The organism is uncultured Maribacter sp. (genome assembly GCF_947500405.1).
Taxonomy (GTDB): domain Bacteria; phylum Bacteroidota; class Bacteroidia; order Flavobacteriales; family Flavobacteriaceae; genus Maribacter_B.
This window is the reverse complement of record NZ_CANMRY010000004.1, coordinates 88297-101566: the sequence shown is the minus strand read 5'-3', so window position 1 is coordinate 101566 and position 13270 is coordinate 88297. Positions and strand designations below refer to the sequence as shown.

Annotated in this window: 13 protein-coding genes; 9 read left to right on the top strand and 4 right to left on the bottom strand. The window is 31.1% G+C overall.

What is annotated here, in order from left to right; all coding sequences use genetic code 11:
* The first annotated feature begins 17 nt into the window (after positions 1-17).
* The 7 genes from Q0945_RS06860 (at position 18) to Q0945_RS06830 (ending at position 8357) form a co-directional block, all read left to right on the top strand.
* Positions 18-638, top strand: coding sequence for a tRNA (guanine-N1)-methyltransferase (locus tag Q0945_RS06860; protein WP_299432530.1), 621 nt, complete (start codon positions 18-20; stop codon positions 636-638).
* 131 nt (positions 639-769) lie between these two features.
* Positions 770-1444: a tRNA (guanosine(37)-N1)-methyltransferase TrmD gene (gene trmD / locus Q0945_RS06855; protein WP_299432527.1), complete on the top strand. Its 675-nt coding sequence runs from the start codon at positions 770-772 to the stop codon at positions 1442-1444.
* Between the two features lie 139 nt (positions 1445-1583).
* The gene (gene rplS / locus Q0945_RS06850; protein ID WP_299432524.1) at positions 1584-1934 is read left to right on the top strand and encodes a 50S ribosomal protein L19; all 351 of its coding nucleotides are present in this window, start codon (positions 1584-1586) and stop codon (positions 1932-1934) included.
* Between the two features lie 639 nt (positions 1935-2573).
* On the top strand, positions 2574-4790 hold the full coding sequence (locus Q0945_RS06845; RefSeq protein ID WP_299432522.1) for an NADP-dependent isocitrate dehydrogenase: 2217 nt from the start codon (positions 2574-2576) through the stop codon (positions 4788-4790).
* 123 nt (positions 4791-4913) lie between these two features.
* Positions 4914-7283: a TonB-dependent receptor gene (locus Q0945_RS06840; protein ID WP_299432519.1), complete on the top strand. Its 2370-nt coding sequence runs from the start codon at positions 4914-4916 to the stop codon at positions 7281-7283.
* Positions 7284-7287: 4 nt separating this feature from the next.
* Positions 7288-8118, top strand: a complete 831-nt coding sequence (locus tag Q0945_RS06835) for a DUF4249 family protein (RefSeq protein WP_299432516.1) — start codon at positions 7288-7290, stop codon at positions 8116-8118.
* 5 nt (positions 8119-8123) lie between these two features.
* Positions 8124-8357, top strand: a complete 234-nt coding sequence (locus Q0945_RS06830) for a DUF6095 family protein (protein ID WP_299432513.1) — start codon at positions 8124-8126, stop codon at positions 8355-8357.
* On the opposite strand, the gene Q0945_RS06825 is transcribed toward Q0945_RS06830, so the two are convergent.
* Complete coding sequence (locus Q0945_RS06825) at positions 8358-9041, bottom strand: DUF4294 domain-containing protein (RefSeq protein ID WP_299432511.1); 684 nt, start codon at positions 9039-9041, stop codon at positions 8358-8360.
* A 104-nt stretch (positions 9042-9145) separates the two neighbouring features.
* On the opposite strand from Q0945_RS06825, the gene Q0945_RS06820 reads away from it, so the two are divergent.
* Both Q0945_RS06820 and Q0945_RS06815 read left to right on the top strand, forming a co-directional pair.
* A complete protein-coding gene (locus Q0945_RS06820; RefSeq protein ID WP_299432508.1) occupies positions 9146-10234 on the top strand; it encodes a M42 family metallopeptidase in 1089 nt (362 codons plus the stop codon).
* Between the two features lie 39 nt (positions 10235-10273).
* Positions 10274-10837: an NUDIX domain-containing protein gene (locus Q0945_RS06815; protein WP_299432505.1), complete on the top strand. Its 564-nt coding sequence runs from the start codon at positions 10274-10276 to the stop codon at positions 10835-10837.
* 10 nt (positions 10838-10847) lie between these two features.
* On the opposite strand, the gene Q0945_RS16135 is transcribed toward Q0945_RS06815, so the two are convergent.
* From Q0945_RS16135 to Q0945_RS06805, 3 genes are all read right to left on the bottom strand, one after another.
* Positions 10848-10958 (bottom strand): RbsD/FucU domain-containing protein, encoded by a 111-nt coding sequence (locus Q0945_RS16135; protein ID WP_366136063.1) that lies wholly within the window; start codon positions 10956-10958, stop codon positions 10848-10850.
* Between the two features lie 260 nt (positions 10959-11218).
* Positions 11219-12598, bottom strand: coding sequence for a histidine--tRNA ligase (hisS, locus tag Q0945_RS06810; RefSeq protein ID WP_299432502.1), 1380 nt, complete (start codon positions 12596-12598; stop codon positions 11219-11221).
* A 124-nt stretch (positions 12599-12722) separates the two neighbouring features.
* A complete protein-coding gene (locus Q0945_RS06805) occupies positions 12723-13196 on the bottom strand; it encodes a DUF6495 family protein (RefSeq protein WP_299432499.1) in 474 nt (157 codons plus the stop codon).
* Positions 13197-13270: the final 74 nt, after the last annotated feature.

Below are 13270 nucleotides of genomic sequence, written 5' to 3'. Positions count from 1 at the left end.
TATAGAAGCACTAACAAATGAAAGGTTTAAGAATACTATTTGCAGTAATCGCCTTGTTCGCAATTAACCTACAATACGGACAAGAAGAAAGCAACCAAGAAGAATTATCTTTAGACAAAGGAAATATTAATAGCCAGTTTGAATATGTTTATAAAAAATCTGGTAATTATAGAGCCGATGGAAAAAGATATGAAGTTGTTAGAGTAATTTCTCTAGACAAGTTAAAACAAAATGTGCTTGATTCTTTAAATGTTTATAGCAAAAAAGAAGAAGGCTTAAGAGCTACTATTACAGGGCACGAAACAACAATATCTTCCTTAGAAAAAAAATTAAATGAAACAACAAATAATCTTTCTTCTGTTACAGAAGAAAAAGACAGTATGTCTTTTCTAGGTATATTAGTTTCAAAAGGAACCTATAATGCTATCTTATGGACAGTTATAGCTTGTTTACTCCTGCTTTTATTAGGATTCATATACAAGTTTAGAAAAAGTAATGTGCTTACACAAGAAGCAAAATTAGCTTTATCTGAAGTAGAAACTGAATATGAGGACCACAGAAGAAGAGCATTAGAAAGAGAACAAAAAATAAGTAGGCAGCTACAAGACGAGATAAACAAATACAAGAAAAACAAATAATAAAAAAGCTCCTAATGGAGCTTTTTTATTTACAACAAATTATAGAACGTAAGAGTTAGCCTTTCTTCTAAACAGTAATAATCATATAGTTTTACTACTTTTGACTTTTTATTCCAAAAAGCTATTGTTAGATGCGTATTGATATAATAACGGTACTACCCGAATTACTAAAAAGCCCTTTTGAGGCATCTATTCTAAAAAGAGCTATAGAAAAAGGATTAGTAGAAGTTCATTTTCATAATTTAAGAGATTACACAGATAAAAGTTACAATCAAGTAGATGATTACCAATTTGGAGGCGGTGCTGGAATGGTATTAATGGTTGAGCCAATAGACAAATGCATAAGTAGCCTAAAGAGCCAAAGAAGTTATGACGAAGTTATTTATATGACTCCTGATGGCGACACTTTAAATCAAAAACTAGCAAACAGACTTTCACTAAAAGGAAATATAATAATATTATGCGGGCATTATAAAGGTGTAGACCAACGTGTTAGAGATTTATTTATAACTAAAGAAATATCTGTTGGTGATTATGTTTTATCTGGTGGAGAGTTAGGAGCTGCAATTTTATGTGACGCTGTTATTAGGTTAATTCCTGGAGTTCTTAGCAACGAAACATCTGCTTTAACAGATACTTTTCAAGATAATCTTTTAGCTCCTCCAATATATACAAGACCTGCAGAATACAAAGGCCATAAAGTACCAGAAATACTTTTATCAGGAAATTTTCCTAAAATTGAAGAGTGGAGAGAAAATCAAGCAATTAAAAGAACAGAAGAATTAAGACCAGATTTATTAGAATAGCTCCTACTCTTTTTACAAAAAATAGAATAAAATATTCTTGCCAGTATTAATATTATATGTATTTTTGCAAACTATTAAAATAACCTCTGACGAAAATCGTGAATGTTATTTGTATATTATTTTAAAATAAAATATTAAAATGGAATCATTAATAAAATTTGTAGAAAACGAATTCGTTCCTAAAAAAGATTTCCCTAATTTTTCTGCTGGTGATACAATAACAGTATACTACGAAATTAAAGAAGGTGAAAAAACACGTACACAGTTCTTTAAAGGTGTAGTAATACAAAGAAGAGGAAGTGGTGCAACAGAAACTTTTACTATTAGAAAAATGTCTGGTACTATTGGTGTTGAGCGTATTTTTCCAATAAACTTACCTGCTTTACAAAAAATAGAGCTTAATAAGAGAGGAAAAGTTCGTAGATCTAGAATATTCTACTTTAGAGGTTTAACTGGTAAAAAAGCTAGAATTAAAGAAGTTCGTAAATAATTTACAACCAACTTTATTACATATAATAAAAAAGCACTGTTAGTAACAGTGCTTTTTTACGTTATAAACAATTGTTAACAGCAATGGTTCATAAACTGTTGATTACTAACCATGTAAACACACTGCTGTTTTGTTTAAAATTTCTTAACTTTAGATTATAGATTACAGGAATCTATTATAAAGTTTACGTTCTTTATATTATTATGCACTCTTCTTTAAAACAGTAAAAAAGCTATTGCAGTTTTTTTAGCCTTTAATTAAGAGAAAGTGAGATTATAATTGATGTTATTTTTTTACTTATACATAAAAATGAAAAAAAAGCCTCATAGCTACTATTCTTTTATATATTGCATAATAAAAAAATAGTAATTAATGATTTAGCTATAAAACACTAAAGCTTAATTTCTATAAACGTTGAAATAGTGGTCTAAATGCAATCAATGGTTGCCGTTTTATTAATAAAATAAAACAACAGGTTTACAATCTATTTCTAGAAAGCCATATCCCATACATGTATAGGATATGGCTTTTAATATTCACAAAATTCTTTAAAATTTTAAAGTTTAGCACACATAACGTGCTAACAAAAACTCTTTTATATCGTATCTTTGTTTTGCTTAAACTTAATGAAATACATACATGCCAAAAATTTTTTATACCCAAACAGATGAAGCACCAGCTTTAGCTACACAATCTTTCTTACCTATAGTAAGTGTTTTTACAAAAACTTCTGGAATTACAATTGAAACTAAGGACATTTCTTTAGCAGGCAGAATAAGAGCCACATTCCCAGATTTCTTAGAAAAAAACCAACAAATTACTAATGATTTAGTAGAATTGGGCGCCATGGCAAAACAGCCAGAAGCCAATATTATTAAGCTTCCAAATATTAGTGCATCTATACCCCAACTTAAAGAAGCAATAGAAGAATTGCAAAGTAAAGGATATAACGTTCCTAGTTACCCAGATAATGCAACTACAGATGTAGAAAAGGACGTTAAAGCTAGATATGACAAAATTAAAGGTAGCGCAGTAAATCCTGTTTTAAGAGAAGGAAACTCTGACCGTAGAGCTCCTAAGGCTGTAAAAAATTACGCAAAACAAAATCCACATTCAATGGGATCTTGGAGTGCTGACTCTAAAACCCATGTTGCTACTATGGGGGAAGGTGACTTTCAAGCTAATGAAAAATCTATTACTATCCCAAAAGCAACTAATGTTAAAATAGAGTTGACTGCAAATGATGGATCTACAACTATCTTAAAAGATAAAGTAAATTTATTAGATGGCGAAATTATAGACGCTACTGTTATGAATAAAAAAGCACTTGTTTCTTTTCTTAAAGAACAAGTTGCTGATGCCAAAGCAAAAGGCATCCTTTTTTCATTACACATGAAAGCCACTATGATGAAGGTATCGGATCCTATTATATTTGGTCATGCTGTAGAAGCTTATTTTGAAAATGTTTTTTCAAAACACCAAGCTACCTTTAACGAATTAGGTATTAAAGCTAGTGATGGTCTAGAAAGTTTATACGCTAAATTAAATAACTTACCTGCTAATAAAAAAGCAGAAATTGAAAAGGACATTGCTACTACAATTGAAAATGGTCCTGATTTAGCAATGGTTAATTCTGATAAAGGAATTACAAACTTGCATGTTCCTAGTGATATAATTATTGATGCCTCTATGCCAGCAATGATTCGTAACTCTGGACAAATGTGGAACGCGCAAGGTGTAGCTCAAGATACAAAAGCTGTTATTCCAGATAGTAGTTATGCTGGAATATACACCGCTACTATAGATTTTTGTAAAAAGCATGGTGCTTTTGATCCTACTACAATGGGAACTGTTCCTAATGTTGGACTTATGGCTCAAAAAGCAGAAGAATACGGTTCTCATGACAAAACTTTTAAAATAGACGCCGCAGGTGTTGTAAAGGTTATTGATGCTAACGGAAATACACTAATAGAACATACTGTTGAAGAAGGCGATATATGGAGAATGTGTCAAGTAAAAGATGCTCCTATTCAAGATTGGGTAAAACTTGCGGTTTCTAGAGCGCAAGCCACAAAAGTCCCTGCAATTTTTTGGTTAGATGAAAATAGAGCTCATGATGCAGAACTTATAAAAAAGGTAAATACCTATTTAGAAGACCACGATACAAATGGCTTAGACATTCAAATATTATCTCCTATTAAGGCTACCCAATTTACATTGGAGAGAATTATTAAAGGAGAAGATACAATATCTGTTTCTGGGAATGTATTAAGAGACTATTTAACCGATTTATTTCCAATTTTAGAAGTTGGCACAAGTGCAAAAATGCTTTCTATAGTTCCTTTAATGAATGGCGGTGGTTTATTTGAAACAGGCGCAGGAGGTTCTGCTCCTAAACATGTACAACAATTTATAGAAGAAGGACATTTACGTTGGGATTCTTTAGGAGAATTTTTAGCACTAGGAGTATCTTTAGAGTTTTTCGGAGAAAAAGAAAACAATACAAAAGCAAAAGTACTTGGAGAAACTTTAGATACCGCTACAGAAAAGTTTTTAATAAATGACAAATCTCCTTCTAGAAAAGTAAATGAAATAGATACCAGAGGAAGTCATTTTTATCTTTCTTTATATTGGGCAGAAGCTTTAGCTAAGCAAGATAAAGATGCTGAACTAAAAAAATTATTTAGTGGCGTTTATAAAGAACTTTCTGAGAATGAAAATACTATTGCACAAGAATTAATAGATTCTCAAGGAAAAGAAAATAATATTGGCGGCTACTATATGCCAGATGCAGAGCTTGTTACTAAAGCAATGAGACCTAGTAAAACTCTTAATAGCATATTAGACAAAATTTAAACTATGTTATTTAAGTAAATAAAAACCCTTGTTTTTTTACAACAAGGGTTTTTTCATTTATTAAATAATTGTTAAGTGTAAGATTACCTTGTTTTTACTGACTATTTTTATAAAAAAACTACAATGAAGTTTCTTATAAGAGTTTGCCTCATCATTTTCTTAAGCTCTTCCTATTTATCCTTTGGACAACAAAAATTTACACTTAGCGGTATTGTATCTCAAAAAAATAGTAATGAAACCCTTATTGGTGTAACTATTGCAATTCCAGAATTACAAACAGGAGTAATAACAAATGAATATGGTTTTTATTCTATTACGTTACCAGAAGGTAACTACTCCTTAGTAACTAGTTATTTAGGTTTTCAAGAAATAAAAAAAGACATTACACTGACAGATAATAAAAAAATAAACTTTCAACTTAAAGAAGAAGCAGAACAGTTAGAAGAAGTTATTGTCACTGAAAATAAAGAGCGCATAGATATTAGAAAACCGCAAATGAGTGTTAACACTCTAAAGGCCGAAACTATTAAAAACATTCCAGTAATATTAGGAGAGGCAGATATTATTAAATCTATTTTACTTTTACCAGGAGTAACAAATGCTGGTGAAGGTGCTTCTGGCTTTAATGTACGTGGCGGCTCGGCAGACCAAAATTTAATTTTACTAGATGAGGCTACGATCTTTAACTCTTCCCATTTATTTGGATTCTTTTCCGTTTTTAATCCCGATGCAATTAAAAACATAAAATTATATAAGGGTGGCATCCCTGCAAGATATGGTGGCAGAGTATCCTCCGTATTAGATATTTTTCAAAAAGAAGGAAACAGCAAAGAAATTAAAGTAAACGGAGGATTAGGTTTAGTTGCCAGCAGACTTTTGGTAGAAGGCCCAATAATTAAAGATAAATCTGCTTTTTTAATAGGCGGTCGTGGTTCTTATGCGCATCTTTTTTTTCCTTTATTTGATTTAGATAATACAGCATATTTTTTTGATCTTAACGCTAAACTTAATTACAAAATAAACCAAAATAACAATCTATATTTATCTGGCTATTTTGGAAGAGATGTTTTTGGCATTAGTGATAGTTTTGTAAATACTTATGGTAATTCTGTTGGAAATTTTAGATGGAATCATTTATTCTCAGATAAGCTATTTTCAAATTTATCCCTAATATATTCTGATTATTACTATGGTTTAAAATTAGATTTTGTAGGCTTTAATTGGAACTCAGGCATACAAAATTTTAATATTAAATACGATTTAAAACACTACTTAAATAATGATTTACAAGTAAATTATGGTATCAATAATATTTACTACAAATTTAATCCTGGAGAAATAGAACCTAGTAATTCTAACTCTGGAATCATAGAAGAACAATTAACACAAAAATTTGCAAATGAATTTGCTGCGTATATAGATATAGAGCAAAATATAACCAAAAACCTAAGTCTACAATATGGGGTAAGGTTTAGCCATTTTACTAGATTGGGTCAAGATGAAATTAATGTATACGAAAATAATGAAGCCATACTTTTCAATGAAGAATTTCAATTATATTATTCTGCAACTCCAACAGAAACCAGCAATGCAAAAAAAGGAAGTCTAGAGACTTTTACTAATTTAGAACCTCGATTAGGATTTTCCTATTCTTTTAAAAATAATGCTATAAAAGGTAGCTATACTAGATTATCACAATACCTTCATCTACTATCTAACACAAGCTCCCCTACTCCCTTAGATGTTTGGACTCCAAGTGGCCCATTTATTAAACCACAACTTTTAGACCAGTTTGCATTAGGATATTTTAAAACTATTGATGAAAATAATTACAGTGTAGAAACCGAAGTGTTTTATAAAAAAATTAAAAATAGAATAGATTATATAAATGGAGCTAACTTAATAGCTAATGATGCTATTGAACAAATAATTTTAAACGGAAGAGCTAGAGCTTATGGCGTAGAGTTTTTATTTAAGAAGAATGAAGGAAAGTTAAAAGGATGGTTTGCATATACCCTTTCTAAATCTGAACAGCAAACACCAGGAAGAACTCCTATAGAAACTGGTATAAATTTTGGAGAATGGTATAGCACTGCCTATGACAAAACGCATGATTTTTCTTTATATGCCAGTTATAAATTAAATACAAAGTGGAGCATAAACTCTAACCTTATATACCAAACTGGGCAACCTACCAATTACCCTGTTGGTCAATTTCAATTTCAAGGATTAACTGTTCCTTACTATGGCCTTAGAAATAATGAACGCTTACCAAACTACCATAGAATAGATCTTTCTGCAACTCTAACTCCAAAAAAAAATACTTTAAAAAAAATAAAAAGCGAATGGGTATTTAGCATTTACAATTTATATAATAGAAAAAATGCTGCCTCTATTAATTTTAATAGAAATACAGAAACAGGAAATAACGAAGCCATACGCACTTCAATTTTTGGTATAGTACCCGCAGTAACTTATAATTTTAAATTTTAGAATCATGAAGAACCTTCTACCCTTTTTAATTCTAGGTTTTCTTTTTTTCTCTTGCGAAGATGTTATAGAAGTAGATGCTCCCAGTGAAGCTCCTAAGCTTAATATTGACGCTTTAATTAGAGTTGACACTAGTAAAACAAGAACTACTGTTAAAGTTATAGCTGAACTTACAAGTTCTTTTTTTGATGACTTAAAACCAGCTAAACTAAACCAAATAGTTATTACGAACCTAAGAAGTGAAACCTCTTTATTTTTACAAGAATCAGAACCTGGAATATATGTTGGTGTACAAAACACTACATTCTTTACCAATGGCGAATTAGCTTTATATATAGAACACGAAGACCAAACATATGCAGCAAGAGCTACCTATATGGAAGCCTCAGAGATAACAAAATTAGAGCAAGGAAATGGCACTTTATTTGAAGGCAACGAAACAGAAATCATTATAGCTTTTACAGATATTCCTAATGAAGACAACTACTATTTATTTGACCTTGATTTTAATGAGTATTTAGTAACCGAAGATGATTTTTATGAAGGAAAATCTTTTGAATTTTCTTATTTTTATAATGATGATATTACTTCCGGAATGGAAATTAATATTAATTTATTGGGCGTAGATGAAGCTTTCTATAATTATATGGATTTAGTAATTGTTCAAAGTGGCGGCTCTCAAGGTCCTTTTCAGACTCCTGTAACTACTGTAAAAGGAAATATTACAAACATTACTGGGACAACAGATATTAATGATATAAAAGTAGATACCGAAAACTTTGCATTTGGCTACTTTGCTGTTTGCCAATCTTTTTCTAAATCAATAATTATAGAATAAAAAATATGAGAACAAATAAAGAGGTAATGATGAAAGGTGTAAAGTATATGGCATACACCGTACTTCTTATGTTTACTGCTCCTGTAACTTTATACCAAGCATTTAAAAATGAAGGTCATCCTTTTTTTTGGCCAGTACTTATTATTGGCGCAATACTTGCTCTTGGGGCAATTGTTATGGGGTTTTATAGTATAAAAGTAATAATGGATGGTATTTTTAATAAAAAACCAAAACGTTAGTTATTTTTTAGTGGCTGTACCCTTCCATTTATTAATTAATGAACCATATTCATAATCAAGAACAGATTCTTGCCTTTCTAACTTTCCTGCAGCAAAAGCTCGTTGCAAAATATCTTCTATAAGATAATCCTCATGAACATTTACAGGGTCATACTCTGCTTTAATTGTAATATTAAAAAAACCTGCAGTTGTATTATACCAAAAGGCACGCCATCCACTTCTAAGGTCCTTCACCAAGTCAAAACTCGTGTTTCCTGTTTGCCTATGCACTAGTTTTACTAAAATCTGCCCTTCGGTTCTTGTTAGCTTTTTTAACTTTTCAGAAAATTCATCTTCTATAGATTTTTGAACCTCTTTCGTATATTTTTTTCTCTTCCCTTTTTTCTTAATTTGAAGAAGCGTATCATTTAATTCTACTAAACGCTCTGCAGCTAATTTTGCATAAGGATATACTTTTATAGTCTTACGTCTAAGAATATAATATTTAAGTTTTGCATCGTAATTATCAAATTTTAACCTCCCAAAAACGTAAGCCTCATGTAAAGGAATAGAACTTTGAAAAATAGAGTCTCCCTCTACTTTTATAAACTTCTCTGGAATAGAATCATTTTGTTGTTCTTGGACTTGACCAGAAACAACACTAGCAATATTTACTACAATAAAAAATAAGAATATCTTTTTCATCTTTTTAAATAAAGCAAAAGTCTTGCCAAAATTAACGATAAAAAGCGTGTGTTATTACTTAAAATTAGTGAATATTAGTAAGTTTGTATATAAAATATAAGTTTATGGCTTCAAAGAAAATACTTACTAAGAAATCTCTTGATTTCTTTGAAAAATATCTAAATAACGCTGCTCCTACAGGATACGAATGGGAAGGGCAAAAAATATGGATGGACTATCTAAAACCATATGTAGACACATTTATAACAGACACTTACGGTACTGCTGTTGGTGTTATTAACCCAGATGCTAAATATAAAGTAGTTATAGAAGGGCATTCTGATGAAATTTCTTGGTATGTTAATTACATTACAGATAACGGACTTATTCATGTAATTCGTAATGGCGGTAGTGATCACATGATTGCTCCTTCTAAATGGGTAAATATCCATACCAAAAAAGGAATTGTTAAAGGTATATTTGGTTGGCCTGCAATACACACTAGAAAAGGACCTAAAGAAGATACTCCTAAAATCGAAAATATTACGGTTGATGTTGGTGCTACAACAAAAGAAGAAGTAGAGAAGTTAGGTGTTCATGTTGGCTGCGTTATTACATATCCAGATGAGTTTCAAATTTTGAATAAAAACAAATTTGTTTGTAGAGCAATAGATAATAGAGCTGGTGGCTTTATGATTGCAGAGGTTGCTCGTTTATTACATGAGAACAAAGAAAAATTACCTTTTGGATTATACATCACTAATTCTGTACAAGAAGAAATAGGATTACGTGGCGCAGAAATGATTACGCATACAATTAAGCCAGATGTAGCTATAATTACAGATGTATGTCATGATACCACCACTCCTATGATTAACAAAGCTATACAAGGACATACCGAAATTGGCGCCGGACCTGTTATTTCTTATGCCCCAGCAGTACAAAATAAATTAAGAGAACGTATTATTGAAACTGCAGAAGAAAAGAAAATTCCTTTTCAAAGAATGGCAGCTTCTAGATCTACAGGAACAGATACAGATGCTTTTGCATATAGTAATGGCGGTGTGGCTTCCGCACTAATTTCTTTACCATTACGTTACATGCATACTACCGTTGAAACAGTACACCAGGATGATGTAGAAAATGTTATTAAACTTATTTACGAAACACTACTAACTATAAAAGAAGGAGAAACTTTTAGTTATTTTGAGTAAAACTTTAGATCCCTCTTTAACCAGAGGGATTTTTTTAATATGGATGAGTTAATTGATATTCTAGATGCTAATGCAAACTTAACTGGTGAAACAGTAATGAAGTCAACTGCACATGAAAAAGGACTTTTTCATCAAACTGTACATATTTGGTTTTATACTAAAAAAGGAGAAATTTTATTACAACAACGCGGAAAAAACAAAAAAACCTTTCCTCTACTTTGGGATGTTTCTGTTGCCGGCCATATTGGAGCTGGAGAACCCATAGAAATTTCTGCCCTTAGAGAAATTGAAGAAGAAATTGGTCTACAAATTTCCCAACAAGAATTGCATAAAATTGGTGTTTTTAAATCCATTCAAAAACACAGTAACACGCTTATAGACTGTGAGTTTCATCATACTTTTATAACGGAACTAAAAGTCCCTTTACATCGTTTAAAAAAACAGGAAAGTGAAGTGGAGAACTTAAAACTTATTGCAATTAATCTACTAAAAAGCGAACTAACAGATAAAGAAAACAATAGCTATGTGCCGCATAAAGCGCCCTATTATGAAGTCATTTTAAAAAAAATACTTGAAAAAATAAATGCACAACCTAATCCATAAATAAAACACACTAAAAACCGCTTTCTTCTACCATTTTTACCACACCAACAGTCAAAATTAAATTAGCAAAACGACGCTGCTCTCCTGTTTGTATGATTAAAGTTGTATTTTGATTTCCAATTTGGTCGTAAAAAACCTATCTCTCCATTTCACCCCAAGTAACATCTCCAAACAATTCTTTATAAACATCATGTATTTTTCTCATTCGCTTCTGCAGGTTTTTTAACCATAGCTTCTTCTTCTGTTAAATCTCAAATATTTTGATTGCTTTCAATCCCTTATCCGTTTCATATTTTACTAATTCATTTGCAGTATCTGCAATTGAAAAATAATGAATAGCAACATTAGCGCCACTATCGATAAAATGCAATTTTAAAGAAGTTAGTTTAAGTGATTAATAAAATCTTCAATCTTATGTAAGCTGTATTCTTTTTGTGAGCCTTCTTCCATGTTTTTAACCACAAAAGAATTATTAGCTAATTCAGAATCTCCCAATAAAATTACAAAAGGCACTTTTCTATTATTAGCATATTTAAATTGCTTTTGCATTTTTGCGCTAGACGGATAAATATCTGCCTTAACACCCGACTTCCTGAGTTGCGTAATTAATTTTAGTGCTGCAAGAGCTTCTTTTTCTCCAAAATTTAAACAAAGAACATCTAAAGACTGTTTAATTGCCTCAGGAAAAAGATTTAATTCTTCTAACACCAAATAAATACGATCTAAACCAAAAGATATGCCAACACCACTAACATCTTTTAAACCAAAAACACCTGTAAGATCATCATAACGACCACCGCCACCAATAGAACCCATTTTAACACCTTCTGGAGCACTTACTTCAAAAATAGCTCCCGTATAGTAGTTAAGTCCGCGAGCTAAAGTAACGTCTATAGAAAGTGAAGCAGATTGCAATCCTAAAGCAGTAATAGATTCTATTATAAATGTTAGCTCCTCTACTCCTTTTGTGCCTTCTTCAGAATCTGATAATAACATTTTTAAACTCTGTAGTTGCTCCAAATTAGTTCCAGAAAGCGTAAATAAAGGTGCTGCTTTTTCTATAGAAGTTTCCGATATTCCTTTAGATAACATTTCTTTCTTTACACCCTCTTCTCCTATTTTATCTAGCTTATCTAATGCTACAGTAAAATCTATTAATAAATGCTTAGCCCCTATTACTTCTGCAATACCAGCTAATATTTTTCTATTATTTAGTTTAATATTTACGCCATTTAGGCCTAAATCCGTAAAAACAGCATCATACAATTGAATAAATTCTACTTCTTGTAAAAGAGAATTTGCTCCTACCACATCGGCATCGCACTGAAAAAATTCTCTAAACCTACCTTTTTGAGGACGGTCTGCCCTCCATACCGGTTGAATTTGATAGCGCTTAAAAGGAAAGTCTATTTCATTTTGATGCATTACCACATAGCGGGCAAAAGGCACTGTTAAATCATAACGCAACGCTTTTTCTGATATTTTTGGAGTAAGCGACTTGAATTCTTTAGAGCTGTACGTTACATCATCTACCTTACTAATAAAATCTCCCGAATTTAATATCTTAAAAATAAGACGATCCCCCTCATCACCATATTTACCCATTAAAGTACTAGAGTTTTCGAAAGAAGGGGTTTCTATTGGCTGAAAACCAAAAGTTTTAAAATGCTTCTTTACGGTATCAAAAATAAAATTACGTTTTGCAACTTCAGAAGGAGAAAAATCTCTTGTTCCTTTTGGTATGGATGGTTTTTGTGCCATTTTTATTTAAAATATAATAAGGTTTAAATTTTATTTTTGTTGGAGATTAGGTAGAATTCATAAATATAAAAAATCCTGAGACTTATATTTCGCTTCGCCTCCAGAATATTTCTACTTCTAAATATTAACTACCAATAACATTATCAAACCAATTATACAAATCGCCTTTTGTTATTACGGCTCCTTGTTTTATGATTTCAAACTTATCTAAATTTTTATCTTCTGTATATGCTTTAGATGCCGTTAAATAGTCTACAAAATCGGATTGCCAATTCTTTTTAAACCAAGAAAATCCTTCCTGGGTTGTTAAATCTATATTAGGGTTCCTAACTTTTACAGATATTAATTTCATTTCTTTCTCTTCTAGAGAAAATAAATGCATTTGGTTAGAAGAAATATTTTCTAAGTGGGTAACTTTAGACAAAACACCCTCCCAAATTAAATCGCTAAAAACATCTACTTCATCTTCTGCAACCTCTGGTGTATCCTCTTTTATTTTCTTCCATTCCTCTCCTGTTATAGATTGGGTAGCTAAAAAATTTACAAACTCAGGCTGTAACTCTTCTAATTGTTCTTTTGTTAATCTTGTATATTTCAAAGTAATTCCTTTTTTGATACTGCAAAAATAAAAAGACCGTACGATAAGTACGGCCTTTATAGTATAAAATATAA

Coding starts and splice junctions, on each gene's coding strand:
- Q0945_RS06860 (WP_299432530.1), top strand. CDS start 18: ATGAAAGGTTTAAGAATACTATTTGCAGTAATCGCCTTGTTCGCAATT.
- trmD (WP_299432527.1), top strand. CDS start 770: ATGCGTATTGATATAATAACGGTACTACCCGAATTACTAAAAAGCCCT.
- rplS (WP_299432524.1), top strand. CDS start 1,584: ATGGAATCATTAATAAAATTTGTAGAAAACGAATTCGTTCCTAAAAAA.
- Q0945_RS06845 (WP_299432522.1), top strand. CDS start 2,574: ATGCCAAAAATTTTTTATACCCAAACAGATGAAGCACCAGCTTTAGCT.
- Q0945_RS06840 (WP_299432519.1), top strand. CDS start 4,914: ATGAAGTTTCTTATAAGAGTTTGCCTCATCATTTTCTTAAGCTCTTCC.
- Q0945_RS06835 (WP_299432516.1), top strand. CDS start 7,288: ATGAAGAACCTTCTACCCTTTTTAATTCTAGGTTTTCTTTTTTTCTCT.
- Q0945_RS06830 (WP_299432513.1), top strand. CDS start 8,124: ATGAGAACAAATAAAGAGGTAATGATGAAAGGTGTAAAGTATATGGCA.
- Q0945_RS06825 (WP_299432511.1), bottom strand. CDS start 9,041: ATGAAAAAGATATTCTTATTTTTTATTGTAGTAAATATTGCTAGTGTT.
- Q0945_RS06820 (WP_299432508.1), top strand. CDS start 9,146: ATGGCTTCAAAGAAAATACTTACTAAGAAATCTCTTGATTTCTTTGAA.
- Q0945_RS06815 (WP_299432505.1), top strand. CDS start 10,274: ATGGATGAGTTAATTGATATTCTAGATGCTAATGCAAACTTAACTGGT.
- hisS (WP_299432502.1), bottom strand. CDS start 12,598: ATGGCACAAAAACCATCCATACCAAAAGGAACAAGAGATTTTTCTCCT.